The sequence below is a fragment of the Streptomyces sp. NPDC002889 genome (genome assembly GCF_042888425.1).
In the GTDB taxonomy this organism is placed as follows: Bacteria; Actinomycetota; Actinomycetes; order Streptomycetales; family Streptomycetaceae; genus Streptomyces.
Window position 1 is genome coordinate 130533 of the sequence record NZ_JBIAPT010000012.1, and the last position, 25903, is coordinate 156435.

Annotated in this window: 22 protein-coding genes and 2 tRNA genes; 5 read left to right on the forward strand and 19 right to left on the reverse strand. The window is 67.7% G+C overall.

Features of this window, described 5'->3' with window-relative positions; translation table 11 throughout:
• The 8 genes from mrdA to ACFYWI_RS19960 form a co-directional block, all read right to left on the reverse strand.
• Positions 1-2166 carry a penicillin-binding protein 2 gene (mrdA, locus tag ACFYWI_RS19925; RefSeq protein WP_389233803.1) on the reverse strand — a complete coding sequence of 722 codons (2166 nt, stop codon included), beginning with the start codon at positions 2164-2166 and terminating at the stop codon, positions 1-3.
• Positions 2167-2182: 16 nt separating this feature from the next.
• Positions 2183-2851: a rod shape-determining protein MreD gene (gene mreD / locus ACFYWI_RS19930; RefSeq protein ID WP_389233806.1), complete on the reverse strand. Its 669-nt coding sequence runs from the start codon at positions 2849-2851 to the stop codon at positions 2183-2185.
• 11 nt (positions 2852-2862) lie between these two features.
• Positions 2863-3903 (reverse strand): rod shape-determining protein MreC, encoded by a 1041-nt coding sequence (gene mreC, locus ACFYWI_RS19935; RefSeq protein WP_389233809.1) that lies wholly within the window; start codon positions 3901-3903, stop codon positions 2863-2865.
• 136 nt (positions 3904-4039) lie between these two features.
• On the reverse strand, positions 4040-5059 hold the full coding sequence (locus ACFYWI_RS19940; protein WP_389234125.1) for a rod shape-determining protein: 1020 nt from the start codon (positions 5057-5059) through the stop codon (positions 4040-4042).
• A gap of 254 nt (positions 5060-5313) precedes the next feature.
• Complete coding sequence (gene ndk, locus ACFYWI_RS19945; protein WP_389233812.1) at positions 5314-5727, reverse strand: nucleoside-diphosphate kinase; 414 nt, start codon at positions 5725-5727, stop codon at positions 5314-5316.
• 86 nt (positions 5728-5813) lie between these two features.
• Entirely contained in the window at positions 5814-6161 is a 348-nt protein-coding gene (locus tag ACFYWI_RS19950) for a DUF4233 domain-containing protein (protein WP_389233815.1), read from the reverse strand.
• Positions 6162-6165: 4 nt separating this feature from the next.
• The gene (locus ACFYWI_RS19955; RefSeq protein ID WP_389233818.1) at positions 6166-7656 is read right to left on the reverse strand and encodes a bifunctional folylpolyglutamate synthase/dihydrofolate synthase; all 1491 of its coding nucleotides are present in this window, start codon (positions 7654-7656) and stop codon (positions 6166-6168) included.
• Positions 7657-7742: 86 nt separating this feature from the next.
• Positions 7743-10379: a valine--tRNA ligase gene (locus ACFYWI_RS19960; protein ID WP_389233822.1), complete on the reverse strand. Its 2637-nt coding sequence runs from the start codon at positions 10377-10379 to the stop codon at positions 7743-7745.
• A gap of 138 nt (positions 10380-10517) precedes the next feature.
• Between ACFYWI_RS19960 and ACFYWI_RS19965 the strand changes: the two genes are divergently transcribed.
• Both ACFYWI_RS19965 and ACFYWI_RS19970 read left to right on the forward strand, forming a co-directional pair.
• Positions 10518-11441, forward strand: coding sequence for a hypothetical protein (locus ACFYWI_RS19965; protein ID WP_389233825.1), 924 nt, complete (start codon positions 10518-10520; stop codon positions 11439-11441).
• Between the two features lie 152 nt (positions 11442-11593).
• Positions 11594-12547, forward strand: a complete 954-nt coding sequence (locus ACFYWI_RS19970; RefSeq protein ID WP_389233828.1) for a hypothetical protein — start codon at positions 11594-11596, stop codon at positions 12545-12547.
• A gap of 63 nt (positions 12548-12610) precedes the next feature.
• Here ACFYWI_RS19970 and clpX read toward each other — a convergent pair whose 3' ends face one another.
• The 5 genes from clpX to ACFYWI_RS19995 form a co-directional block, all read right to left on the reverse strand.
• A complete protein-coding gene (gene clpX, locus ACFYWI_RS19975) occupies positions 12611-13894 on the reverse strand; it encodes an ATP-dependent Clp protease ATP-binding subunit ClpX (protein ID WP_389233831.1) in 1284 nt (427 codons plus the stop codon).
• Positions 13895-14040: 146 nt separating this feature from the next.
• The gene (locus tag ACFYWI_RS19980) at positions 14041-14730 is read right to left on the reverse strand and encodes an ATP-dependent Clp protease proteolytic subunit (RefSeq protein WP_389233834.1); all 690 of its coding nucleotides are present in this window, start codon (positions 14728-14730) and stop codon (positions 14041-14043) included.
• 60 nt (positions 14731-14790) lie between these two features.
• Positions 14791-15396 (reverse strand): ATP-dependent Clp protease proteolytic subunit, encoded by a 606-nt coding sequence (locus ACFYWI_RS19985; RefSeq protein ID WP_389234128.1) that lies wholly within the window; start codon positions 15394-15396, stop codon positions 14791-14793.
• A gap of 306 nt (positions 15397-15702) precedes the next feature.
• A complete protein-coding gene (tig, locus tag ACFYWI_RS19990; protein ID WP_389233837.1) occupies positions 15703-17091 on the reverse strand; it encodes a trigger factor in 1389 nt (462 codons plus the stop codon).
• A gap of 147 nt (positions 17092-17238) precedes the next feature.
• A tRNA-Pro gene (locus tag ACFYWI_RS19995) sits at positions 17239-17315 on the reverse strand.
• A 142-nt stretch (positions 17316-17457) separates the two neighbouring features.
• Between ACFYWI_RS19995 and ACFYWI_RS20000 the strand changes: the two genes are divergently transcribed.
• Positions 17458-17531, forward strand: a tRNA-Gly gene (locus ACFYWI_RS20000).
• 71 nt (positions 17532-17602) lie between these two features.
• Here the strand turns inward: ACFYWI_RS20000 and ACFYWI_RS20005 are convergent.
• The 4 genes from ACFYWI_RS20005 to ACFYWI_RS20020 are packed head-to-tail and all read right to left on the reverse strand — an operon-like array spanning position 17603 to position 20803.
• The gene (locus ACFYWI_RS20005; RefSeq protein WP_389233840.1) at positions 17603-18742 is read right to left on the reverse strand and encodes a tyrosine-type recombinase/integrase; all 1140 of its coding nucleotides are present in this window, start codon (positions 18740-18742) and stop codon (positions 17603-17605) included.
• The gene (locus ACFYWI_RS20010; RefSeq protein WP_389233843.1) at positions 18742-18951 is read right to left on the reverse strand and encodes an excisionase family DNA-binding protein; all 210 of its coding nucleotides are present in this window, start codon (positions 18949-18951) and stop codon (positions 18742-18744) included. Before ACFYWI_RS20010 ends, ACFYWI_RS20005 begins: the two co-directional genes overlap by 1 nt.
• Positions 18945-20372, reverse strand: a complete 1428-nt coding sequence (gene repSA, locus ACFYWI_RS20015) for a replication initiator protein RepSA (RefSeq protein WP_389233846.1) — start codon at positions 20370-20372, stop codon at positions 18945-18947. The genes ACFYWI_RS20010 and repSA overlap by 7 nt, the downstream gene beginning before the upstream one ends.
• A 2-nt stretch (positions 20373-20374) precedes the next feature.
• Complete coding sequence (locus ACFYWI_RS20020; protein ID WP_389233849.1) at positions 20375-20803, reverse strand: hypothetical protein; 429 nt, start codon at positions 20801-20803, stop codon at positions 20375-20377.
• A gap of 260 nt (positions 20804-21063) precedes the next feature.
• Between ACFYWI_RS20020 and ACFYWI_RS20025 the strand changes: the two genes are divergently transcribed.
• Both ACFYWI_RS20025 and ACFYWI_RS20030 read left to right on the forward strand, forming a co-directional pair.
• Positions 21064-21387 (forward strand): putative quinol monooxygenase, encoded by a 324-nt coding sequence (locus ACFYWI_RS20025; RefSeq protein ID WP_389233852.1) that lies wholly within the window; start codon positions 21064-21066, stop codon positions 21385-21387.
• Complete coding sequence (locus ACFYWI_RS20030; protein WP_389233855.1) at positions 21380-22615, forward strand: helix-turn-helix domain-containing protein; 1236 nt, start codon at positions 21380-21382, stop codon at positions 22613-22615. Before ACFYWI_RS20025 ends, ACFYWI_RS20030 begins: the two co-directional genes overlap by 8 nt.
• A 696-nt stretch (positions 22616-23311) precedes the next feature.
• On the opposite strand, the gene ACFYWI_RS20035 is transcribed toward ACFYWI_RS20030, so the two are convergent.
• Positions 23312-25015: a right-handed parallel beta-helix repeat-containing protein gene (locus ACFYWI_RS20035; protein WP_389233858.1), complete on the reverse strand. Its 1704-nt coding sequence runs from the start codon at positions 25013-25015 to the stop codon at positions 23312-23314.
• A gap of 251 nt (positions 25016-25266) precedes the next feature.
• Entirely contained in the window at positions 25267-25671 is a 405-nt protein-coding gene (locus ACFYWI_RS20040) for a DUF732 domain-containing protein (RefSeq protein ID WP_389233861.1), read from the reverse strand.
• Positions 25672-25903 lie beyond the last annotated feature (232 nt).

Here is a 25903-nt window from a genome sequence, read left to right on the forward strand (position 1 = left end):
TCAGTCCCTCCGTGCGGGCGCGCCCGCGAGCACTTGGCCGTCGGCCGGTTTCGGCTTCCTGGGCTTGTACGGCTTGATGGTCGGGGCGTCGATGGTGCCGTCCGTGCCGACCTTCGGCAGGCTCTGCTGGGGCCTCGGCAGCAGGGCGGACTTGAGGTCCTGATTACCCTCCTCGTCGAGGCCGTACATCGCCTCGTAGATCTTGCGCACCGCGGGACCGGAGGCACCGGATCCCGTACCACCCTGGGCGATGGTCATGATGATCGTGTAGTCGGAGGTGTACGAGACGAACCAGGAGGTCGTCTGCTTGCCGTAGACCTCCGCGGTACCCGTCTTGGCGTGCATCGGGATCTTGTCCTGCGGCCAGCCGCCGAAGCGCCAGGCGGCCGAGCCGACGGTGGTGACTCCCGCGAGGGCCTTGTCGATCTGGTCGCGGGTCTTTCGGTCCATCGGCAGCTTGCCGTGCGACGCGGGCTTGATCGGCTCGACCGTCTTGCCGTCCGCGCTGATGATGGCCTTGCCGATGGTGGGGTTGTACAGCGTGCCGCCGTTGGCGATCGCCGAGTAGATCGTCGCCATCTGTATCGGGGTGACGAGGGTGTCGCCCTGTCCGATGGAGTAGTTGACGGAGTCACCGGCGCGCATCAGGTTGCCTTCGAGGCAGCCTTCGTACGCGAGCCGCTCGACGTACGTCCCGCCCTTCTTGCCCTGCTTGCACCAGCCGTCCTTGTTGGCCTCCCAGAAGCGCTGCTTCCACTGGCGGTCGGGGACACGCCCGGTGACCTCGTTGGGGAGGTCGATGCCGGTCTCCTTGCCGAGGCCGAACTGGTGGGCGGTCTTGTAGAACCAGTCGTTGGCCTTCTTCTTGGGCTTGGTGCCGCCGTCCTTCTGCCACTCGCGGTGGGCGAGTCCGTAGTAGACGGTGTCGCAGGAGACCTCCAGGGCACGGCCGAGGCTGATGCTGCCGTAGCCCTTGGACTCGAAGTTCTTGAAGACCTGGCTTCCGACGGAGTACGAACTGGGGCACGGATAGTTGCCGTCGAACTCGTATCCGGCGTTGACCGCGGCGGTCGACGAGATCACCTTGAAGATCGAGCCGGGGGCGGCCTGGCCCTGGATGGCGCGGTTGAGCAGCGGGAAGTTGGACTTCTTGCCGGTGAGCTTGGCGTAGTCCTTGGCCGAGATACCGCCGACCCAGGAGTTCGGGTCGTACGTCGGCTGAGAGGCCATCGAGATGATGCGGCCGGTCTTGTTCTCCATGACCACGACGGCGCCGGCGTCGGCCTTGTACCTCTCGTTGGTGTTGCGGTCCATCTCGAGGCGGGCGGCCTTCATCGCCTTGTTGAGCTCGTACTCGGCCACCGCCTGGACGCGGGCGTCGATGGACGTGACGACGTTGGCTCCGGCCCTGGCCTCGTCCCGCTCGGCCTCGCCGATGACCCGGCCGAGATTGTCGACCTCGTAGCGTGTGACACCGGCCTTGCCGCGCAGCGCCTTGTCGTAGGTGCGCTCCAGACCCGAGCGGCCGACCTGGTCGGAGCGCAGGAACGGCGAGTCGGTGTCCTTGGCCTTCTCGATCTCCTCGTCGGTGACGGGCGAGAGATAGCCGAGGACCTGGGCGGTGTTTGCCTTGCCGGGGGCGGCATAGCGGCGTACGGCGGTGGGCTCCGCGGTGATGCCGGGGAAGTCCTCGGCGCGCTCGCGGATCTGCAGAGCCTGCTGGGTCGTGGCCTCGTCGGTGACCGGGATGGGCTGGTACGGGGAACCGTTCCAGCACGGCTGGGGAGTCTCGGAGTCGCACAGCCGGACCTTGTCCATGACGTCCTTGGGCTTCATGCCCAGGACACCGGCGAGCCGGGTGAGGACGCCCTTGCCGTCGTCCTTCATCTTCAACAGCTCGGTACGGGACGCGGAGACGACGAGCCGCGTCTCGTTGTCGGCCAGCGGTACGCCGCGGGCGTCGAGGATCGAGCCGCGTACGGCGGGCTGGACGACCTGCTGGACGTGGTTGCTCTTCGCCTCGTCCGTGTACTCGTCGCCGTTGCGGATCTGGAGGTACCAGAGGCGGCCGCCGAGAGTGAGCAGCAGCGAGAAGACGAGTACCTGGATGATGACGAGCCGGATCTGGACCCGGGGGGTCCGGCCGGTCTCCGGAATGTTGCTCACGCTGCTGCCCCCTCGGTCACAGTCGCTTGACTCCCTTGATGCGTCCGGCCCGTGCCGCACGGCTCCTGGCCGCCTTCACCCGCAGTCCGCTGCGCTGGCGGCCGATGCGCAGTCCGGTGCCGGAGGAGAGCCAGCCCGATGCCATATCGGCGCCGGACGAGCTCTGGGCGTCGGCGAGCGGGTCGTTCTCGCCGCGTCTGGCCAGGGCCATGATCAGCGGGACGGTGAAGGGCGCGAGGAGCAGGTCGTAGACGGCGGCGGTGAACAGCAGGCTGCCGAGGCCCACATGGCGGGCGGCGGTGTCGCCGACGAGGGCGCCGACGCCTGCGTAGAGGAGCGTGGAGCCGATGGCTGCGGCGACGACCACGATCATCGGTCCCGCGGCGGACCTGAGCTGGCCGCTGTCGGGTCGCGCGAGGCCGGCGAGATATCCGATGACGCACAGCACGAGCGCGTACCGTCCTGCGGCATGGTCGGCCGGCGGGGCGAGGTCGGCGAGCAGTCCCGCGCCGAAGCCGATGAACGCGCCCGCCATGTGGCCGTACACCATGGCGAGCCCGAGGACGACGAGCAGGAGCAGGTCGGGTACGGCGCCGGGGAGCTGGAGGCGGGCGAGGACAGTGACCTGGGCGACGAGGGCGACCACGACGAGGGTCGTGGAGAGCAGCATCCGGTTGAAGCGCATGACGCAGGCTCCTACTCGTCGTTCCGGGCGGCGGCGTCACGCGTGGGGGTGGCCTGACCGTTGTCCTGCGGCTGACCGTTGTCCTGCGCCTGTGCCCCGGCGTCCTCCTGGGCCTCGCCGCTCGGCGGGACCTGGCCGGGCGTGACCGTCACGGTGACGGTCGGTGTGGGCTTCGGCTTGGCGGACTTGGCGGGCTTGGGCGGCAGAACCGTGTCGCGCGGATCGGTGCGGGGCGCCTGGACGACGACGCCCACGATGTCGAGCTTGGTGAAGCCGACGTACGGGCGCACATAGATGTTGCGGGTGAGGTCGCCGCCGAGCGGGTCCACGCCCACGACCTCGCCGACCGGGACCCCTGGCACGAACGGCCGGTTGCCCTGCGAGCCGAAGGTGACCAGCCGGTCCCCCTTCTTCACCTTGGCCTTGCCGTTGAGCAGCTGGACCGAGAGCGGCCGGTCGCCCTGGCCGGTGGCGAAGCCGAGTTCGTCGGTCTTCTCCATCCGGGTGCCGACGGTGAAGTCCGGGTCGTTGGCGAGCAGGACGGTCGAGGTGTTCGGGCCGACGGTGGTGACGCGGCCGACGAGTCCGTCGCTGTTGATGACGGTCATGTCGCGCCGGATGCCGTCGTGGGAGCCGATGTCGATGGTGACCGTCCAGGAGAAGCCCTGGGCCGCTCCTATCCCGATGACCTCGGCGCCCTTGATGCCGTACTGGCCGGCGGCTGCTTTCTTGAGCAGGCCGTCGAGTTCACGCACCCGGCTGCGGTTGCGGTCGTCGCTGCCGAGTCGCGCCTTGAGTTCGGCGTTCTCCCGCTCCAGGACGCTGATGCGGTCGTGGCGCTCGCCCGCGTCGCGTACGGCCCCTATGGCGTTGCCGATCGGGTCGACAGCCGATGCGACGCCGCTCTCGACCGGGCCGAAGACCGTGGCGGCGGCCTGCCGGGCGCCGTCGACCGGTGACTCCTCGCCGCCTCTGATGTCCACCGTGATCAGTGCGAACGCGATGGCAATCAGCAGCACCAGGAGCAGCCGGCTCTCTCGTGTGTCCCTCACGTGCGGCGGCCGTGCCTTCCTCGTTGGAATATGGGTGTCTGTATATCAACGATCCGCCGTACGGGTCGGCAGGCCCCCATACGACGGATTCGCAGGTTCCGCAGGTTCCGCACTCGGGTTCCGTGAGTGGTGTCCACTAGCGGCGGGGCTGGGCGTCCAGCACCTGCTGGAGGGCCTCGAACTCCTCGACACACTTGCCCGCTCCGAGCGCCACCGAGTCCAGTGGGTCCTCGGCGATATGGATCGGCATACCGGTCTCGCGCCGCAGCCGCTCGTCCAGGCCGCGCAGCAGCGCACCGCCGCCGGTCAGCACGATGCCGCGGTCCATGACGTCGCCGGACAGCTCGGGCGGGCACTTGTCGAGAGTGGTCTTGACGGCGTCGACGATGGAGTTGACCGGCTCCTCGATGGCCTTGCGGACCTCGGCGGCGGAGATGACCACGGTCTTGGGCAGGCCGGAGACGAGGTCACGGCCGCGGATCTCGGTGTGCTCCTCTTTGTCCATCTCGTAGGCCGAGCCAATGGTGATCTTGATGTTCTCGGCGGTCCGCTCACCGAGCAGGAGCGAGTACTCCTTCTTGATGTGCTGGATGATCGCATTGTCCAACTCGTCGCCCGCGACCCGGATCGACTGAGCTGTGACGATTCCGCCGAGGGAGATCACGGCGACCTCGGTGGTGCCGCCGCCGATGTCGACGACCATGTTGCCGGTGGCCTCGTGGACGGGGAGCCCGGAGCCGATGGCTGCGGCCATCGGCTCCTCGATGATGTGCACCTGCCGGGCGCCCGCCTGCGTCGATGCTTCGATGACCGCGCGGCGCTCAACGCCCGTGATGCCGGAGGGGACACAGACGACCACACGCGGGCGGGCGAGATAGCGGCGCTTGTGGATCTTCAGGATGAAGTAGCGGAGCATCCGCTCGGTGATCTCGAAGTCGGCGATGACGCCGTCCTTCAGCGGCCGGACGGCAACGATATTGCCCGGAGTCCGGCCGATCATCTTCTTCGCCTCGGCGCCGACCGCGAGAATGCCGCCCGTGTTGGTGTTGATCGCGACGACGGACGGCTCGTTGAGAACGATCCCCCGACCTCTGACGTACACCAGCGTGTTGGCGGTCCCGAGGTCGACAGCCATGTCACGGCCGATGAACGACATGTTGTTCCCCATGAGGATGCGTCTGGCCTTCCCAAATCGAGCATTGATGGCTTATTAGGACGGCGAGGTGGGTGCTGTGGCGTGGAGGCTTCCATCGTAGTGCCGCCTGGACGAACACGCAGCGGTGGTCCACCCCAGTAATGGTGACGAGGTGTCGGAGCGATGCGTTCCCGCAACGCGCACTCCTATACCGAAGGGCGACCGAAATTCCTTCGGTCGCCCCAGGTCATGAGCGCTGTTCGGCTGACGCTCTATCAGGAAAGGCCGGGAAAGAAAATCTTCAGTTCCCGAATGGCGGACTCCTCGGAGTCCGAGGCGTGGATCAGGTTCTCCCGGACGATCGTGCCGAAGTCACCACGGATGGACCCCGGGGCCGCAGCGATCGGGTCGGTCGGCCCCGCCAACTGGCGCACACCCTCGATGACCCGCTCTCCCTCGACGACGAGCGCGACGACCGCACCGGACAGCATGAACTCCACGAGCGGCTCGTAGAACGGTCGGCCGACGTGCTCGGCGTAGTGCTGCTCCAGGGTGGCGCGGTCGAGCTGACGCAGCTCCAGCGCCGTGATCTGCCAGCCGGCCTTGCGCTCGATGCGGCCGATGACCTCGCCCACGAGTCCGCGACGGACGGCGTCCGGCTTGAGAAGGACGAGGGTGCGCTGAGTCATGGTGTGCGGCTCCTTGCAGGCCAGGATGTGTGCGGTTGGCCCGAGGCTACCCGGTGCCCCCCGAAGGGCGGCACCCGGACCCGGACCTACTGCGGCTGGGCCTCGGCCTCGGCGGCCCACCGCGCCTTCGCCGCGTCGATCTTGCGGCCGTAGTGCACGGACGCCCACCACAGCGCCGCGAACAGCACGCCGAGGAAGAACATCGCAGGCACCACGAATCCGCTGGCGATCAGCGCGATTTGCAGCGCCCAGCCGAGCTGGATCCCACCTGGACGGGTGATCATCCCGCACAGCAGCAGCGACACCAGCATCACGACGCCGCAGACCGTCCAGACCGTCGCCATCGCGACGTCGTCCGACTTCATGGCAACGAGACCGGCAAACCCGATCACGAAGAATTCACTGATCAAGGTGGATGCACACAGCGTACGCATCGGCTCAGCCCCTTCCCAGCAGCAGCCGGGCCTCGCCGACCGTGATCACCGAGCCGGTCACCAGAACACCCGCGCCCGCGAACTCCGACTCCTCCTCGGCAAGCGTGATCGCCGCCTCCAACGCGTCGTCGAGGCGCGGTTCCACCACCACCCGCTCGTCGCCGAAGACCTCCACGGCGATCGCGGCCAGCTCGTCCGCGTCCATGGCGCGATGACTGGAGTTCTGCGTGACGACGACCTCGGCGAAGATCGGCTCGAAGGCCTCGAGCAGACCGCGGACGTCCTTGTCGCCACTGGTGCCGACCACGCCGATCAGCCGCGAGAAGCCGAACGACTCCGTGATGCCGTCCGCCGACGCCCGCGCGCCGGCCGGGTTGTGCGCGGCGTCCAGCACGACCGTGGGGCTGCGCCGCACGACCTCCAGACGGCCGGGCGAGGTCACCGATGCGAACGCCTTGCGAATGGTGTCCACATCGAGCATGCGGGCCTGCTCGGCGCCCACCCCGAAGAACGCCTCGACCGCTGCCAGCGCCACCGCCGCGTTGTGCGCCTGGTGGGCTCCGTACAGCGGGAGGAAGATCTGCTCGTACTCGCCGCCGAGTCCGCGCAGGGTCAGCAGCTGGCCGCCGACCGCGACCTCGCGGGAGACAACGCCGAACTCCATACCCTCACGCGCGACCGTGGCGTCGACCTCGACCGCCTTCTTCAGCATCACCTGGGCGGCCTCCACCGGCTGCTGCGCCAGGATCACCGTCGCGCCCTGCTTGATGACCCCGGCCTTCTCCCCGGCGATCTCGCCGGGCGTCCCGCCGAGGCGGTCCGTGTGGTCCAGGGCGATGGGGGTGATGACGGCGACCGACGCGTCGATCACATTCGTCGCGTCCCAGCTGCCGCCCATGCCGACCTCGACGACGGCGGCGTCCACCGGCGCGTCGGCGAACGCGGCATAGGCCATGCCGGTGAGCACCTCGAAGAACGAGAGGCGGAACTCCTGCGAGGAGTCGACCATCTCCACGTACGGCTTGATGTCCTGGAACGTCTCGACGAAGCGCTCGGCCGCGATGGGCGCACCGTCCAGGCTGATCCGCTCGGTGATCGACTGGACGTGCGGCGAGGTGTACCGGCCGGTGCGCAACTCGAAGGCGCCGAGCAGGGCCTCGATCATGCGGGCCGTGGACGTCTTGCCGTTCGTCCCCGTGATGTGGATCGAGGGGTACGCGCGCTGGGGCTCGCCCAGCACATCCATCAGGGCCGAGATCCGGCTGACCGACGGCTCCAGCTTGGTCTCGCCCCACCGGGTCGCCAGGTCCGCCTCGACCTCACGCAGCGCCTTGTCCACCTCCGGGTCTGCGGGCCGGGCGGGCGCGTGGTCGCTCAGCTGCGACCCGGCCTGTGCGCGCAGGGTGCGGCTGCCGGCCTCGATCACCGCCAGGTCGGGGTCACGGTCGGTCTCTGCGTCGACGATCTCGTCGAAAGGATCGGGCTGCTCACTCACGGGGTCCAGTCTACGGAGACGCACCGACAAGGACGGGAAGGCCCCGGGGGACGTCCCCCGGGGCCTTCCCGTCCGCTCGTTCGCCGTCAGGACCGAGGCAGGCCTTCCAGCTGCTTGGTGATCCGCGCGATGTCCTCCTCGGCCTTGGCCAGGCGGGTACGGATCTTGTCGACCACGTTGTCCGGTGCCTTGGCGAGGAACGCCTCGTTGCCGAGCTTGCCCGTCGCCTGGGCCTTCTCCTTCTCGGCGGCGGCCAGGTCCTTCGTCAGCCGCTTGCGCTCGGCCTCCACATCGATCGTGCCGGACAGGTCGAGAGCGACCGTGGCGCCCGCGACCGGGAGGGTCGCCGTCGCGCTGAAGCCCTCGCCCTCCGGCTGCAGCCGGAGCAGTTGCCGGATGGCCGCCTCGTGCGGCGCGAGTGCGGTGCCGTCCAGGGTGAGCCGGGCCGGGACCTTCTGCCCCGGCTGCAGTCCCTGGTCGGAGCGGAACCGGCGAACCTCGGTGACGACGCGCCGGAGGTTCTCGATCTCCGCCTCGGCCGCCTCGTCACGGAAACCGCTGTCGGCCGGCCAGTCGGCGATGACCACGGACTCGCTGCCCGTCAGGGTGGTCCACAGGGTCTCCGTCACGAACGGGACCACCGGGTGCAGCAGCCGCAGCATGACGTCCAGGACCTCGCCGAGGACCCGGCCGGAGACCTTGGCCGCCTCGCCGCCCGCGAAGAAGGTCGTCTTGGACAGCTCGACGTACCAGTCGAAGACCTCGTCCCACGCGAAGTGGTAGAGAGCTTCCGACAGCTTCGAGAACTGGTAGTCCTCGTAGTACGCGTCGACCTCGGCCACCGTCTTGTTCAGCCGGGACAGGATCCACCGGTCGGTCGCCGACAACCGCTCGGTGGGCGGCAGTTCGCCCTCGACCGTCGCACCGTTCATCAGCGCGAAGCGCGTCGCGTTCCAGATCTTGTTGGCGAAGTTGCGCGACGCCTGGACCCAGTCCTCGCCGATCGGGACGTCGACGCCGGGGTTGGCTCCGCGGGCCAGCGTGAAGCGGACGGCGTCGGAGCCGTAGGTGTCCATCCAGTCCAGCGGGTTGACCGCGTTGCCGAAGGACTTCGACATCTTCTTGCCGAACTGGTCACGGACCATGCCGTGCAGGGCGATGGTGTGGAACGGCGGGGTGCCGTCCATCGCGTACAGGCCGAACATCATCATCCGGGCGACCCAGAAGAAGAGGATGTCGTAGCCGGTGACCAGCACGGAGTTCGGGTAGAACTTCGCGAGGCTGTCGGTCTGCTCGGGCCAGCCGAGCGTGGAGAAGGGCCACAGGCCGGAGGAGAACCAGGTGTCCAGGACGTCGGTGTCCTGGGTCCAGCCTTCTCCGCTCGGCGGCTGCTCGTCCGGTCCGACGCACACGACCTCGCCGTTCGGGCCGTACCAGACCGGGATGCGGTGGCCCCACCACAGCTGGCGCGAGATGCACCAGTCGTGCAGGTTGTCGACCCAGTCGAAGTAGCGCTTCTCCATCTCCTGCGGATGGATCGTGACCCGGCCGTCGCGGACCGCGTCGCCGGCCGCCTTGGCCAGCGGGCCGACCTTGACCCACCACTGCATCGACAGACGCGGCTCGATGGTGGTCTTGCAGCGCGAGCAGTGACCCACGGAGTGGGTGTACGGACGCTTCTCGGCGACGATCCGGCCCTCGGCGCGCAGCGCAGCCACGATCGTGGACCGCGCCTCCAGCCGGTCCAGACCCTGGAAGAGGCCGTGGGCGGTGATGATGGCGTGCTCGTCCATGACGGCGAGGCTCGGAAGACCGTGACGCCGGCCGATCTCGAAGTCGTTCGGGTCATGGGCTGGCGTCACCTTGACGGCGCCGGTACCGAACTCCGGGTCGACGTGCTCGTCGGCGACGACCGGGATACGGCGGCCGGTGAGGGGCAGTTCGATCTCGGTGCCGATGAGGTGCTTGTAACGCTCGTCCTCCGGGTGGACGGCGACAGCCGTGTCACCCAGCATCGTTTCGGCACGGGTGGTGGCGACGACGATCGACGCGTCGCCCTCGCCGTACCGGATGGAGACGAGCTCACCGTCGTCGTCCTGGTACTCCACCTCGATGTCCGAGATGGCGGTGAGGCAGCGCGGGCACCAGTTGATGATGCGCTCGGCACGGTAGATCAGCTCGTCGTCGTACAGCCGCTTGAAGATGGTCTGGACGGCCTGGGACAGCCCGTCGTCCATGGTGAAGCGCTCGCGCGACCAGGCGACGCCGTCGCCAAGGCGCTTCATCTGTCCGGAAATCTGACCACCGGACTCGGCCTTCCACTGCCAGACGCGCTCGACGAACGCCTCACGGCCCAGATCGTGGCGGGACTTGCCCTCCTTGGCGAGCTCCCGCTCGACGACGTTCTGAGTGGCGATACCGGCGTGGTCCATACCCGGCTGCCACAGCGTCTCGTAACCCTGCATCCGCTTGCGGCGGGTGAGCGCGTCGATCAGCGTGTGCTCGAAGGCGTGGCCCAGGTGGAGACTGCCCGTGACGTTCGGCGGCGGGATGACGATGGTGTACGCGGGCTTCTCGCTCTTCGCGTCCGCCTCGAAGTACCCGCGCTCCACCCAGCGCTCGTACAGCTTCCCCTCTACCTCGGCCGGCGCGTACTGGGTCGGCAGGTCCTTGGTAGGGACAGTGGGGTTGCTGGCTGTCTGCTGCTGAGTGTTCTCGGTCACGGGGCCAGTTTAGAGGTGTCACGCAGCCGGACCGAAACGGGAGACGTCCCTCACGGTGTGACCCGTGCCGCCTGCCGAGGGCCCCGGCTTCGGCCAGGATGTCGGGGACACGTAAACATCGCGAGGGGGACACCCGTAATGAGCTACAACCAGCCGGGCCCGTACGGCGGGCAACAGCCTCAGCAGCCCGGGCCGTACGGCCAGCCGGGACCTTACGGCCAGCAGCCGCAGGCCCCGCAGCCCGGCTACGGGTATCCGCAGCAGGCCCCGCAGGGTGTTCCGCCCCAGCAGCCTCAGGGCTACGGGTACCCCCAGCAGCCGGGCCCGTACGGCCAGCAGCCCCAGTACGGCGCCTACCCGCCGCCCCCGCCGCCCGCTCGGAGCGGCGGGAAGAAGACCGGCCTGATCATCGGTGGGGTCGCCGTCGTCGCCGCACTCGGCGTCGGCGCGTACCTGCTCTTCGGCGGCACCGGTGGCGGCGACGTCGCCGACGACGGACCGCACAAGCTCACGACGCCGGCGACAGTCATCAACGCCGAGTACAAGAAGGGCAGCGGCGACGACAGCGCCTGGGAGGACAGCGACTTCGAGGACGCCGAGAAGTGGGGCGTCAAGGACCCGAAGCAGGTTACCGCCGGCTACACGGCCGGGGACAAGGACAACCCGCTGTCGCAGAAGGCCCTGAGCTTCGGCGGTGTCTACGGAAAGATCTCCGAGCCGGAGAAGGTCGTCGACGCGGCCCTGGACTCGATGCGGGCGGATGTCGAGAAGAACAAGGACAGCGACGCCGAGCTGGTCGGTGAGCCGAAGGCCTTCGAGCCGGCCGAGCTCAAGGGCGCCGTACTGAAGTGCCAGGTGGTCAAGAGCAAGCCCGACAGCGCCTCCTCCGGCTCCGGCCCCAAGGAGTTCACGATGACGATGTGCGTCTGGGCCGACCACAGCACGATGGCAGCGGTACTGCCCATCAACATCGCCTCGGCAGTGGGTGGTTCGGCCGGCTCGCCCGAGGAGGCGGCAAGCATCACCGCCAAGCTCCGCAACGACGTGCGCGTCAGGCTCTAGTGTCGGCAACGGGCCCGGCCGGTGAACCGGCCGGGCGCTTCACGTTGTTCACCTCGACACTTCCGTAACGGTGTGGCCCCCGCCGTCCCATCGGCCGTCGGCTTGGGCCAGGATGTTCGAAACACATAAACACCACGAGGGGGAAACCCGTAATGAGCTACAACCAGCCGGGCCCGTACGGCGGGCAGCAGCCTCAGCAGCCCGGGCCGTACGGCCAGCCGGGACCTTACGGCCAGCAGCCGCAGGCCCCGCAGCCCGGCTACGGGTATCCGCAGCAGGCCCCGCAGGGTGTTCCGCCCCAGCAGCCCCAGCCGCCGCAGGGCTACGGGTACCCCCAGCAGCCGGGCCCGTACGGCCAGCAGCCCCAGTACGGCCAGCAGGCGCCCTACGGCCAGGTCCCGCCGCCGCCCGCGGCCCCGAAGAAGAAGACGGGCCTGATCATCGCCTCCGCGGTCGTGGCGCTCGCGGTGATCGCCGGTGGCGCGTACCTCCTCACGAGCGGCGGCGGCAACAGCGATGTCGCCGACAGCAGCAAGGGGTACAAACTCACCCCGGCGGCAACGGTCGACGACTACAAGAAGGACTCGAGCGGCGACAAGTCGGAGCCCCTGTCCGACAAGGACAAGAAGGAAGCCGACGCGCTCGGGATCAAGGACCCGAAGCAGGTCGGCGCCAGCTACAAGGCCGGTGACGAGAGCGAGCCGCTGAAGGGCAAGGTCCTCAGCATCAGCGGCCTGTGGGGCGACGTCAGCGACCCGGAGAAGGCCCTCGACGGCTACTTCAACAGCATCAAGAAGGGCGACGAGGAGGACGAGAGCGTCACCATCGAACTCATCGGCAGCCCCGCCGATGTGACGCCCGCCGGCTTCGAGGGCGCCCTGATGAAGTGCCAGAGCGCCAAGTTCAAGCCGACCGCGGGTTCCTCGGCCGCCGGCCCGAAGGAGTTCGAAGTCCCGATCTGCGTCTGGGCGGACTACAGCACCATTGCCCAGGTGACCGCCATCGACTTGGCCCAGATGATGGGTACCGGCGGCAAGGGCCTGTCCCAGGACCAGGTCGCGAGCCTGGCGGCGAAGCTGTACAAGACCTCGCGCACCAAGGTCTGATCGCGCAACGACGTACGAAGGGGCGCCCGGTCGATGACCGGGCGCCCCTTCGTACGTCTGCCGTTACGCCGACTTCTCGTGGCGGCCGTCGTCCTTCACGATCCTCGGCACCAGCGTCGGGTTCACGTTGTTGTGGACCACGTCCTGCGTGATGACGACGCGGGCCACGTCCTTGCGGGACGGGACCTCGTACATCACCGACATGAGGACCTCTTCCATGATGGCCCGCAGGCCACGCGCGCCGGTGCCGCGCAGGATCGCCTGGTCGGCGATCGCTTCCAGCGCCGGGCGGTCGAAGTCCAGCTCCACGCCGTCCAGTTCGAACAGCCGCTGGTACTGCTTCACCAGCGCGTTACGCGGCTCGACCAGGATCTGGAGCAGCGCCTCGCGGTCCAGGTTGTGCACCGAGGTCAGTACCGGGAGGCGGCCGATGAACTCCGGGATCATCCCGAACTTCACCAGGTCCTCCGGCATGACCTCCTGGAACTGGTCGCTCGCCTCGATCTCGCGCTTGGAGCGGATCGTGGCGCCGAACCCGATGCCCTTGGCGCCGGCACGCGACTCGATGATCTTCTCCAGACCGGCGAACGCGCCGCCCACGATGAAGAGCACGTTCGTCGTGTCGATCTGGATGAACTCCTGGTGCGGGTGCTTGCGTCCGCCCTGCGGCGGGACGGAGGCGGTGGTCCCTTCCAGGATCTTGAGCAGCGCCTGCTGGACACCCTCGCCGGACACGTCCCGGGTGATCGACGGGTTTTCGCTCTTACGGGCGACCTTGTCGATCTCATCGATGTAGATGATCCCGGTCTCGGCCTTCTTGACGTCGTAGTCGGCCGCCTGGATCAGCTTGAGCAGGATGTTCTCGACGTCCTCGCCGACATAGCCGGCCTCCGTCAGCGCGGTCGCGTCGGCGATGGCGAACGGGACGTTCAGCATGCGGGCCAGTGTCTGGGCCAGCAGCGTCTTGCCGGAGCCGGTGGGGCCCAGCAGCAGGATGTTGGACTTGGCGAGCTCGATCGCGTCGTCCCGGCCCTGCGCGCCGCCGTTCTCGCCTGCCTGGACGCGCTTGTAGTGGTTGTAGACCGCCACCGAGAGGGCCTTCTTCGCGGGCTCCTGCCCGACGACATAGCCCTCGAGGAACTCGTAGATCTCGCGCGGTTTGGGAAGTTCCTCCCACCGCACCTCGGAGGTCTCGGCGAGTTCCTCCTCGATGATCTCGTTGCAGAGATCGATGCACTCGTCGCAGATGTACACACCGGGGCCTGCGATGAGCTTCTTCACCTGCTTCTGGCTCTTCCCACAGAACGAGCACTTGAGCAGGTCGCCGCCATCACCGATGCGTGCCACGAGGTGCTTCCCCTTCGCCTGGGAGCGGCTTGGTTCAGCCGACTCCTGGTGCCTCATATCCGACGGTACCTTGCCGAGCCCCCCGTTCGGGCCCCCCTTGGCGCGGTTCACATTTGTCGTGTACCGCGCCAAGGGCGCCGGTCCGCTCAGGCGGCCGCTGCGGCCGTGCTCTTGCGGGTGGAGACGATCTGGTCGACGAGGCCGTACGCGAGCGCGTCCTCGGCGGTCAGGATCTTGTCGCGCTCGATGTCGTCGCGAACCTTCTCGATCGGGGTGGTGGAGTGCTTGGCCAGCATCTCCTCCAGCTGCTCCCGCATGCGCAGGATCTCATTCGCGGCGATCTCCAGGTCGGAGAGCTGCTCACGGCCGGTCTGCGAGGACGGCTGGTGGATCAGCACACGGGCGTGCGGCAGAGCCATCCGCTTGCCGGGGGTGCCGGCGGCGAGCAGCACGGCCGCGGCGGAGGCCGCCTGGCCCATGCAGACCGTCTGGATGTCCGGCTTCACGAACTGCATCGTGTCGTAGATGGCCGTCAGCGCGGTGAAGGAGCCGCCGGGGCTGTTGATGTAGATCGAGATGTCGCGGTCCGGGTCCATCGACTCCAGGCACAGCAGCTGCGCCATGACGTCGTTGGCGGATGCGTCGTCGATCTGCACGCCGAGGAAGATCACGCGCTCTTCGAAGAGCTTCGCGTACGGGTCGTACTCGCGCACACCCTGCGAGGTGCGCTCGACGAACCGCGGGACGACGTAGCGGTTGTCCACCGCAGGGCCGGTGTAAAGGCCGCTGGCGGCGCCGGAGAGGCCGGGGAAGTTGCTCATGTCGGGGTTCACCATCCTGGTGGCATTCTGTGGGCGTTGAGGTGGCAGGTGCGCCGGCGCTCCGGCCGCGTGGGCTCAGGCGCCGGTGCCGCCGCCGCCGGGAACGCCCGATGCGGAGGCCATGATCTCGTCGATGAGGCCGTACGCCTTGGCCTCTTCAGCGGTGTACCAGCGGTCGCGGTCACCGTCGCGGATGATCGTCTCGACGGTCTGACCGGAGTGGTGGGCGGTGATCTCCGCCATGCGCTTCTTCGTGCGGAGCAGGTACTCGGCCTGGATCTTGATGTCCGAGGCGGTACCGCCGAGGCCGGCCGATCCCTGGTGCATGAGGATGTCGGTGTTGGGGAGCGCGAAGCGCTTGCCCGCGGTGCCACCGGTCAGCAGGAACTGGCCCATCGAGGCCGCCATGCCCATACCGATCGTGACCACGTCGTTCGGGATGTACTGCATGGTGTCGTAGATCGCCATGCCGGCCGTCACCGAGCCGCCGGGGCTGTTGATGTAGAGGTAGATGTCCTTGTCCGGGTCGGCGGCAAGGAGCAGCATCTGCGCCGTGATCTTGTTGGCGATGTCGTCGTCGACCTGCTGGCCGAGGAAGATGATGCGCTCACCGAGCAGCCGGTTGTACACATGGTCGCCGAGGCCACCACCGATGGACGGTTCACCGGCGGCGTAAGGCATCAGATTCGTCACGTATCCACCTGCTCGTCTCTGACGGCTGCCTGCCGTCTCAGCGTCTTCGTACCGGGGCGGCCAGTGACCTGCCCTCGTATTCATGGACCCTAACGCGCAGGTGGGCGGCCGCCATCCCGCTTCCCGAACTGTTCGCTCGGAGCGCAAGGTGCGAGGGGTCCGCTCCGGGGTCCTGCAGCGCAGGCCGTACGGCCCCCAGCTGCGCGTTGTGGCCGCCGGAGCGCTCCGGGTGCGCAGACGGGCCCCGGGCGCGCGTGATGGCGTCCGGGGCCCGTCCCAGGGTCGGTGCGAGGCTCAGGCCTCGGTCTTCTCCTCGGACGCGTCGCCCTCGACGACGGCCTCGACCGTGTCGGCGGCGGTCTCGGTCTCGTCCTCGTCCTCGAGGTCGACGACCTCACCGTTGGTGTCGACGACCTTGACGGACTCGACGACCACGGCCAGCGCCTTGCCGCGGGCGACCTCGCCGACGAGCATCGGCACCTGGCCACCCTCGACAACAGCCTTGGCGAACTGGTCGGGGCTCATGCCGGAGGAGGCGGCACGCCGCATGAGGTGCTCGGTGAGCTCCTCCTGGTTGACGTTCAGCTTCTCCTTGTTGACGAGCTCGTCGAGGAGGAACTGGGTCTTGATGCCCTTGACCGCCTGCTCCTTGGTCTCGGCGTCGAACTCTTCCTCGGTCTTGCCCTGGATCTCCAGGTACTTGGCGAGGTCGAGGCCCATCTGGCCGAGCTGGTGGTGCTCCAGGTTGTGCTTGCGGGTGGTGATCTCTTCCTCGAGGAGCTTCTCGGGGATCGGGACCTCCGCCAGCTTCAGCAGCTCGTCCAGGACGCGCTCCTGGGCCTGGGTGGCCTGGTCGTACTGCTTCATGTTCTCCAGGCGCGTACGGCTGTCCGCCTTGAGCTCCTCGAGGGTGTCGAACTCGCTCGCCATCTGGGCGAAGTCGTCGTCGAGTTCGGGGAGCTCACGGGCGGCGACGGCGGTGACCTTCACGGTGACCTCGGCCGCCTTGCCCTCGGCGCTGCCGCCCTTGAGCTCGGAGGTGAAGGTGGCCTCGCCGCCGGCCTCCACGCCGGTGACGGCCTCGTCGATGCCGTCGAGCAGCTCGCCGGACCCGATGGTGTACGAGACGCCGCTCGCGACACCGTCGGGGAGGACCTCGCCGTCGACCTTGGCCTCGAGGTCGAGCGTCACGACGTCGCCCTCGGCGGCGGGGCGCTCGACCGGGTTGGTGGAGGCGAACCGCTCACGCAGCTCCTCCACCGACTTCTCGACGTCCTCGTCGCTGACCTCGACGGCGTCGACCGTGACCTCGATGCCGGAGTAGTCCGGGATCTCGATGGCCGGACGGACGTCGACCTCGGCGGTGAAGTTCAGCGTCTCGCCGTCCTTCAGCTCGGTGATGTCCACCTCGGGCTGGCCGAGGGGATTGATCTCCGCCTCGTTGACCGCCTCGGTGTAGAACTTCGGGAGCGCGTCGTTGACGGCCTCCTCCAGCACCGCACCACGGCCGAACCGCTGGTCGATCACTCGGGCCGGGATCTTGCCCTTGCGGAAGCCCTTGACCGTGACCTGCTGGTTGATCTTCTTGTACGCCGCGTCGAGGCTGTCCTTGAGCTCCTCGAAGGGCACCTCGACAGTGAGCCGAACCCGGGTCGGGTTCAGGGTCTCCACGGCGCTCTTCACGGTTCGGTCTCCTTGGTGGCTGACTTCTTGGGGTTCGCTGAGGCTGCGATTCAGCGGTTCAGCGGGTCGAGCCCGGTACATCAGACACACGGGCACGCAGCTTGCATAGTAACGGCAAGCAGGAGGAGCCTCACAACGTGATCTTGCTGGTCGGGGTGGCCGGATTCGAACCGACGACCTTCCGCTCCCAAAGCGGACGCGCTACCAAGCTGCGCCACACCCCGTCGGTGCGAACCGTAGGGTACATGCCCGCAGGCCGTGAGCCGGTCCGTTTTTACGGCGTCGCCCATGGGGTGTGCGGCGAGCGGCAGGAACCCGCTACGATGCTCTTCGTGCCGCGGCCCTCGTGACCTGCGGTGCGAGTATGCGGGCGTAGCTCAATGGTAGAGCCCTAGTCTTCCAAACTAGCTACGCGGGTTCGATTCCCGTCGCCCGCTCCACATGGCTCAGGGCCAGGCCGGAGGTTCACCCTCCAGCCTGGCCCTGATGCGTTTCGGATCTTCGATTCCGCCTACGTGCCCGCTGCGTGCCCGTTCGGATCGGGACCTTGCTTCCGAGCCTGCTCGACGACGGCGCTCACCGCCTGGCCGATCAGCCGTTCCCGCTCGGCCGTCGCATGCTGGTAGATCAGCGCGGCACGGGCGGTGCTGTGGCCCATCCTGGTCATCAGCTCGCGTGTGCTGGCACCCGTCGCAGCAGCGAGGGTGTTCCCCGTGTGGCGAAGATCATGAAAATGCAGACCCTTGATCCCGGCCTGGTCACACGCCTTGCGCCACAGCTTGTTGAAGTGGTTCCGGCGGGGCGTCGCCTTCTTCGCCCCGATGAAGATCCGGCCGTCCGAGCCCGGCTCAGCGAATACGGCAAGGTGCGTAGCCAGATCGGTGACGATTACGGCCGGGATGGCTACCGTGCGCTTCCCCGCCACGCTCTTCGGTTCCTTCACCAGCTGCTTGCCGCTGTGAAGTTCGGCCACGTTCCGGCGCACCCGGAGGGTGCCCCCGTTCAGGTCGATGTCACGGCGGCAGAGGCCGACCAGCTCGCCCCAGCGGAGCCCCGTGAACGCGGCCAGGAGGACCAGGGCGCGGTACCGGGGCTGGATCGCCGCCGCTAGGTCGTAGACCTCCTGAACGGTCGCCGTGGGGCGCTCGGGTGTGGGAGCGACGCTCGCACCCTTGACCCGACAGGGGTTGCGCCGGATGAGCCGATCTTCCACGGCCGTCATGAGCACAGCCCGCAAGAGCGCGTACGACTTGGCCACCGAGGAAGGGCCGGCCCCCGCGTCCAGGCGAGCGACGCGCCAGGCCCGGACCATCGCCGGGGTGATGTCGGCCAGGACGACGCGGTCGAAGGTCGGCGCGAGGTGATTCCGCAGGAGCGACCGGTACAGGTCAGCCGTCGATGCGCTGATGCCCCGCTCGGTGATCCAGGTCGCGGCATACGAGCCGAACGGCACCTTGGAGGCGTCCGGGTCAGTCCAGTCCCCCGCGCGCAGCTCGGCTTGGCGCTCGGCAAGCCAGTCATCCGCTTCACGCTTCGTGCGGAAGGTGTGCGGTGCCGGGCGGTCGATGCCGTCCAGTGCCAGGTAGCGAGCCTGGTACCTGCCCGAAGGCAGCTTGCGGACACGGCCGAAGGGCCGCTTCTTGGCTGCCATCAAGCCACACTCCTCAGCCGTCGGGCAGACGGCGCAACGGTGTTGGCCTCGATGAACTCCACGATCGCCCGTTCGGGGATGCGGACGTGTCGGCCGACCTTGACGTACTCGACCCGGCGTTCCTCGATGAGCCGCCGAGGGAAGCGGACGGTGGTGCCGAGGAGTTCGGCAACTTGGTCAACGGTGAGCAATCGGTCCACGGTCACCACTCCCCCGTGGTGTCGACGTCGTCCAGTTCGGCGCGGTGCTCTCGTGCGAGCTCGCGGTTCTGCCTGATCTCGTCGGCGATGGATTGAGCGAGCCAGGATTCGCCGGGGGTGTGGCCCTGTCCGGCGTACTCCCAGTGCGCGATCACGAGCGTGGTGTCCTCTGTGGTGTCGTCGTCCTGGTCGATGGGGGCGAGGCCCTTTTCCCGGCGTTCCTGTTGGGCGCGCCAGTCGGCCCGTGCTCCGCGGAGCGCTCCGAGGGTGGTGGAGTAGCGCGGGGTTTTGGTGGAGAAGTGGCCGCGGAAGCCGAGCATGTGGGACCAGTGCGCGAGCAGTCGTTCCGGGTAGTCGCCATCAAGGTCCCAGCAGGCTTCGATGAGGCGGCGGGTGTGGTCGGGCAGGTGGGGGTGCAGGTCGAGTTCCCTCAGTTCTCCGATGCGGCGGTCGAGGGTGCCGGTGGTCTCTGCTGCCTTGGTGGCGTACTTGGCGACGTAGGAGCCGACGGCCCGTTCGCTGATGTCGGCCTGTCCTTCGAGTTGGCCGATGGGCTGGACGTCGATCTGTGTTCCCCAGCGCAGTGTCCGGGCGGGGAATGGGCCGGCGGCCCGGACCGGGACGGTGGCGCGGGCGGCGGCGGCCCGGATCGCGTCATCGAGGAGTGCGACGGTGGCCCAGGCCGGGGCCGGGGTGTCGGGCCCGGCCGGTCCGTCGATGCGGATGACGGCGTGGAAGTGGACCGCTCCGCGCTTCTGGAACTCGGCGACCTTCCCGAACGAGACCCGGGCCGCTTCCTTGCAGGCCGCCTGAGTGAGTCCGGCGCGGGCAGCGACCTCGCGGCGGAGGTAGATGGTGAAGCGCTGCCAGAGCTGTCCGGCGTGGTTGTTCCACAGCACCGCGCCCGCGTAGTCGTAGCCGTCAGGGGTCAGCGCGGTACCCAGTGCGGGATCGTCCTCCGGGTGGGCGGTGCCGCAGCGGCAGCGGCCGGAGTCGGGCCGGTTGTGGACCGGGCCAAACGAGGGGGCGGTGAGGGTGGCGAATACGCGGGGGCGTTCGGCCACGGTGTCGGGGATGCCCTTGCCGCCGACGAGCCCGGCCATGATCAGGTGGTAGGTGTCCCCGGCGTAGGTCCAGGCGCAGGACGGGCAGCGGGAGGCGCGGCGGTTACCGCAGGCGATCCGTAACCGCCCGCCCGGTTCGCTGCTGGTGGAGTACTCGAAGAACTCCCCCGTCCGCGTGTCCACGGTGCGTGAGAAGCCGCTCAGATGGATCGGGTTGGCACAGCCGCCAGTACGCCGGACCTGTTCCTGCCAGCGCTCGAATCGAGTCGAGTTGGCGACCCTCAGCATGTCCGCCAGGGTCACGGGGTCGGTGCCCACAGCCGCCGCCACATCAGCGACGGCGGCCGGGAAGACGGGAAACGTCATGGTCACCAGCGGGCCCCCGTGCAGGCGCAGAGAAGCGGTGTGCCGACTGTGCCGGTCAGGGTTCCGTCCGTGTCGATGTCCGTCCCTGTGCCGTCGCAGTCTCCGCACACGTTGCCCTCAGCGGAGCCGGGCCGATCCGCAGTGGCCATCGCAATCAGGTGACGCCGAACCGTGGCCAACTGCCGACCGGTGAGCGAGCAGTGAATGATCCGGTAGTTGTCGAACCGGTCGTAGTGCGCGGCCCAGACCTCCGGAGTAGCGGTGCGGTTGTCACAGCGGGCCCAGAAGGTCACCAGGTCGCAGGTCCGAACGATGATCTCGTTCAGGCCCCAGCGGTTCACGCCGTCGACCATGAAGGCGGCGACCTTCGCCAGGTCCGGGCGACGCTCGTTCACCCAGTCCGAGGCGTACAGCGCAAGGATCAACGACACCGCGGGCAGTTCAGCCACAGCAGCGGGGGACGGAGCAGAGTGCGAAGCAGTAAGCGTCGCAGGCATGATGGGACCTCCCCTAGTGGGAAGCCCCGGACGGTGCGGTGATCTTGGCAGAGAGCACACCGTCCGGGGCGATCTTGTGCAGTGGAGCAGTAACACGAAGCTACTCGCAGAGAAACTGCGAGTCAACAGAAGAACTGCGACTGGTAGTGAATCTCCGATTCTGCGATGCTGGGACACGACGCAGAGGAGGAAAGATGAGCAACTTCGGGCTTTTCGTCCGCTTCACGCTCAAGGACGGCGCGGCGGCCGGCTTCGACGCCCTGGTGCGCGAGACGACCGCAGGGATCAAGGCGAAGGAGCCCGGCACACTCGTCTACGCCTGCCACACCGTCGAGGACGCACCCAACGAGCGGATCTTCTTCGAGCTGTACGAGGATCACGCTGCGTTCGAGGAGCACGAGCGCCAGGAGCACACCCGCCACTTCCTGTCCGAGCGGGACAAATACGTGGCGCAGACCCAGGTCGACCGCATGTCGCCCTACGCAGGCAAGTACCCGACCGAGGTCAACGGTGGCTGACACAGACCCTCGCGCAACCGGGCAGCGGATCAAGGACCTTCGTCGCAACGCGGGCATGTCCCAGAGCGATCTGGCCATCGCCATGGATCGTTCGGAGAGCTGGGTCTCTCAGGTCGAGCGTGGCGTTCAACCCGTTGAGCGGCTGTCCATTCTCCAAGCCCTGGCCGACGCACTCGGTGTGTCCGTACGCGACGTCCGTCCGGATGCGGGAGCGCCGGAGGAACCCGAGCAGGCGCAGCAGCCTGTCAGTAATGACCTCGATGCTCTGCGAGTCGCGCTGACGGGACACCCAGCTCTCGGGAGCCTCTTTGATGAGCCTCAGGAAGGTTCGACCGCAACGGCGGCCGAGCTGCGGTCCCAAGTTGACGAAGTCTGGGATCTTGCCCACGCGTCGAAGTACGCCGCGCTCAGCGAGCGACTTTCCACGCTGCTGCCGAGCATCGAGGCAGCGGTTCGCCATGCCCCGGCCAGTGAGCGGCGTGAGCTGCACACACTGAGGGCTCGCGCCTACCAGGTGGCCGCAGCAGCCTTTGTCCGTCAGGACGAGGCGGACGCTGCATGGATCGCGGCTGATCGAGCACTTCAAGCGGCCGAACTTGCCGGACAGCCACTGGAAGTCGTCGCCAGCCTGTTTCGGATGGCACACGCCTTCATCCGGCAACAGCGGACCGAGCAGGCCGAGCACGCTGCTGCCGCCGCTGTCGAGGTGCTGACACCGCGCGCCGAATCCCCGGCCTGCCCTCCCGAGGAGTTGTCACTCTTGGGAGCAATGAATCTCGTACTCGCAGTGATCAATGCGCGGGAGGGGCATCGCGCGGCGACGCACCAGCACATCGGGCAGGCCCGCGCGATCGCGGCTCGACTCGGCGAGGACCGCAACGACTTCGACACCGAGTTCGGGCCGACGAACGTCGAACTGCACGCCGTCGCAACTGCTGTGGACCTCGGAGACGCAGGGCTCGCCCTGGACGTCGCCGACAACGTAGACCCACGAGGACTCTCTTCGGAGCGTCAGGCCCGTTTCCTGCTTGATGTGGCGCGGGCGCACGCGCAGCGGCGACACGTCGGCGAGGCGGTAGCCGCATTGATCGATGCCGAGAAACTGGCGCCTGAGCAGATCCACTCTCACCACTCCTCCCGTGACGTGGTCCGCGATCTTGTCCAGGTTTCCGGCAACCGGGTCCCCAAGCCCTTGGCAGAACTTGCCGAGCGCATGGCCATCGGCTAGCCACTCGGAGCCTGTTACAGGTTTCTCTACCTCGATCAAGGCTCGCTGCGCTCGCTGCCCGAGTTCGGTCAGCGAGCGAGGTCATTGCCAGCCCCGCCGCCACACGCAGCCCAGCCACACGGGACCGGCACTGTCCCATGCCTGCCATGCGTCCGAGTGGCCCCCCCCGAAGATGCCAAGGACTCCAGCGCACCAGGCCTGGGGGATGAGGCGGACGCTCGGGAGAACACCACAGTTGACGCTCGGGCGTCTGCTTTCCCGGCCTCCTGAACTGCGGTAGCAGTCTGATCAGAGATCCGAGGTGCCGCACGGAGTGCGGCGGCGCCGGCCGGACGCCGCCGCGCTTGCCCCTCCATGTCTACGCCACCGGGCCCGCACGTCGTCGCCCGCCCGCGCCCACAAAGGGGGCGAAAAGAACCAGGCCGGGGGTGGGGACGGACGGCTCCACGGCTTTACCCACCTCCCCGATTCGGGACCCGCGTCGAGCAAGACCAGGGGGCCACTCGGACACATTGCGGGCAGGGGACAAGCCTGCCCGAGTAGCCGGAAAGCATACGGCCCCCTGATCATGCACGACCCCAAACCGGGCAGGACACCGGCCAAAGCCGTGGAGCCGACCTCACGCACGCCATGCCGAGCACTCACACCGAGGAGGGTTCAACCAAGCATCCTGGCGAGCGAAGCTTCGCTTCGCCTTCATTCCTTGTTGCGGGCACGGGACACGTTGTCCTTGCAATCATTTGCAATGTCCCACACGCCCCTGCTGTTGCCCCTCAGATCATTGCCCTCGATCACACCACCACCCCCCTTATAGATCATCATCGCCCAATATCCGTTGCCGTTGATCCGGTTGGCACGCAAGGTTGGCTTGCCGCGCGTCTTGATTGTCACGCCCGACAAGGTGTTGCCGGTGATGTCGTTGTCCTCCAGCATCCCCAGACCGCTTTCATAGACGTGGACGCCGGCCTGGCTGTTGTCGTGGATCTGGTTGCGGCGCAGCGTGGGGTTGCCGCCCTCCTGGATCGCCACGCCCGAGAAGGTGTTGCCGGTGATGTCGTTGTCCTCCAGCATCCCCAGACCGCTTTCATAGACGTGGACGCCGGACTGCTTGTTGTCGTGGATCTGGTTGCGGCGCAGCGTGGGGTTGCCGCCCTCCTGGATCGCCACGCCCGACACGGTGTTGCCGGTGATGTCGTTGTCCTCCAGCGTCCCCAGACCGCTGTCATAGACGTGGACCCCGGCCTGCTTGTTGTCGTGGATCTGGTTGCGGCGCAGCGTGGGGTTGCCGCCCTCCTTGATCGTCACGCCCGAGGTGTTGCCGGTGATGTCGTTGTCCTCCAGCGTCCCCAGACCGCTGTCATAGACGTGGACGCCGGACTGCTTGCTGTCGTGGATCTGGTTGCGGCGCAGTCGCGGGTCGGCGCCGTTGCGGATGGCGACGCCCGCGAGCCCCTGACTGCTGATGTCGCAGCCTTCCAGTTCCAGTCGCCCCTGGGTGATGTCCACGCCGTACCAGCGCCCCCCGGTCTGGCGCAGGGTCAGGTTGGTGACCCGGCCGATGCTGGCCTGGAACATCAGTGCGTCGGCGCCGCCGGTGCGGATCTGGATGTCGGCGACCGGGCCATCGCCGAGAACCTCCAGCGGTTTGTCGATCACCAGGCCCTCCTCATAGAGGCCCGGCCGGACCAGAATCCGGTCACCCGGTTGCGCGGCCTCGATAGCCGCACCGACCGTCGTGAAGTCCCCCCGGTGGTAGGGGTCGACCACATGGGTCGGCGGCTCGGACTTGGCCGTGCTCCTCCTGGCCTCCCCTCCCGTCCGTTCCGTCGCCCTGGCCGCCTCTTCAGGAGCTTCCGCGACGCGGGCGGAGCGCGCCCGCGGGATGGCGGGCGGCTTCCAGAATGTGTCCCGCATACGTGACGCCAACTGTGCGGTGGCCTTGCGGACCACCGGTGAGGTGAACGGCTCGAACCGCAGCTCGCGCCACTCGGCGTGCTGGCGTGAGGCCAGTACCCGGGCCATCTCGTCGGTTTCGCGCAGCTCGGGATCATCCAGCTCCTGGGCACTGATGTAGTACACCGGCAGGATCAGGTCCTGGCGGCCCAGATCGCGCTCCCGCTCCAGGAACCGAGTCACCTCCGACCGACAGGCGGGGCTGCGGAACAGGCTCGGCGTGACGATGACCAGCAACAGTGTCACCGCGTCCAGCGCTTCGTCGATGCGCTGCTGCCAGTTCTGGCCCCAGGCGACATCGTTGCGATCCTGGAAGATCGCGAACTCCTCGCCCGTCTGCGCCCGCACCTCGGCACCAAGCCGTTCCCTGAACTGGCTGAGCAGGCCGTCATCATGCTGATCGTTGAAACGGACATAGCTCATGAACGCCGCAGGCTTTCCGGGCATGACATCCCCCTCCCCCATCACAACGCGTGAATACTGACACACAGGGAGTCGTAAGGTGTCCGATTCCTACTGGCCGAGATCTCCAAGCGATGTACAGCAGCGCGGTACCGCAGCCTCAGCAACCGCCCCCGGCCACTACCTCCCTTCGGGGCCTCGTAGTGGCCGACATGATCGTGGCTGGCCGATCCGGTTAGAGCTACGAATTAGGGAGCCGTTCACCACACCTTCGCCGCTGAGGGACGAGGTAGAAGTCAGCCGTCACAGAGGTTCCCTTTCGCAGCATCCACAACGTCGTGGTTGTACAAGCCGAACCAGATGGGATCTCGATCTTCAAGATCATTCAGCATGCTGTTCTCTGATTGACCACCCTCCAGCTTGTCGCATACGTCGTAGCCGATGTCCGTCAGCTGCCGCTGACCGGCCTTGTCCACGAGGTCGGGCGGCAGGGCTGCGATGTAGTCCGCGTTGCGCTCCTCGTAGCTCTTGGCGGGCTTCGACGTTGCAGACCGCGTTGGCCCGCCGCTTCCGGCGCTCTCTCCGCCACCACACGCGGTACTTCCGGCCAGCAGAGCACCAACTGCCGCGATCCAAACTGCCCGGTTTCTGCGTATACCCATAAGAGTGATCACAGACGTGAGCCTAGTGTTCTTGGTCACACTCCACCCATGAAATGGAAGCAACGGCGCCGCGAGTTCTCAGCCAGCCGCCCACCGGTCCGACGGTCACCATGATCTTGGCCATGTTGCCGCCACCGTCGGTCGCGTGCCCGCTGCGTGCCCGACGGGCCGGGGACCAGGGGGAAGCAGCGGGGAACTGCGGTCTCGAGACCACTCCCCCGCAGGTCAGCAGCCGTACAGTTCAGCGCGGATCTGCTTACGGGGTCTTCCA

Excerpts from the sequence above, each read along its gene's own strand:
- ACFYWI_RS19980 (WP_389233834.1), bottom strand. The coding sequence starts at position 14,730 with ATGGTGAACCCCGACATGAGCAACTTCCCCGGCCTCTCCGGCGCCGCC.
- ACFYWI_RS20005 (WP_389233840.1), bottom strand. The coding sequence starts at position 18,742 with ATGGCAGCCAAGAAGCGGCCCTTCGGCCGTGTCCGCAAGCTGCCTTCG.
- ACFYWI_RS19950 (WP_389233815.1), bottom strand. The coding sequence starts at position 6,161 with ATGCGTACGCTGTGTGCATCCACCTTGATCAGTGAATTCTTCGTGATC.
- ACFYWI_RS19965 (WP_389233825.1), top strand. The coding sequence starts at position 10,518 with ATGAGCTACAACCAGCCGGGCCCGTACGGCGGGCAACAGCCTCAGCAG.
- repSA (WP_389233846.1), bottom strand. The coding sequence starts at position 20,372 with ATGACGTTTCCCGTCTTCCCGGCCGCCGTCGCTGATGTGGCGGCGGCT.
- ACFYWI_RS19940 (WP_389234125.1), bottom strand. The coding sequence starts at position 5,059 with ATGTCGTTCATCGGCCGTGACATGGCTGTCGACCTCGGGACCGCCAAC.
- ACFYWI_RS20025 (WP_389233852.1), top strand. The coding sequence starts at position 21,064 with ATGAGCAACTTCGGGCTTTTCGTCCGCTTCACGCTCAAGGACGGCGCG.
- ACFYWI_RS19985 (WP_389234128.1), bottom strand. The coding sequence starts at position 15,396 with ATGCCTTACGCCGCCGGTGAACCGTCCATCGGTGGTGGCCTCGGCGAC.
- mreD (WP_389233806.1), bottom strand. The coding sequence starts at position 2,851 with ATGCGCTTCAACCGGATGCTGCTCTCCACGACCCTCGTCGTGGTCGCC.
- ACFYWI_RS19970 (WP_389233828.1), top strand. The coding sequence starts at position 11,594 with ATGAGCTACAACCAGCCGGGCCCGTACGGCGGGCAGCAGCCTCAGCAG.
- ACFYWI_RS20035 (WP_389233858.1), bottom strand. The coding sequence starts at position 25,015 with ATGCCCGGAAAGCCTGCGGCGTTCATGAGCTATGTCCGTTTCAACGAT.
- ndk (WP_389233812.1), bottom strand. The coding sequence starts at position 5,727 with ATGACTCAGCGCACCCTCGTCCTTCTCAAGCCGGACGCCGTCCGTCGC.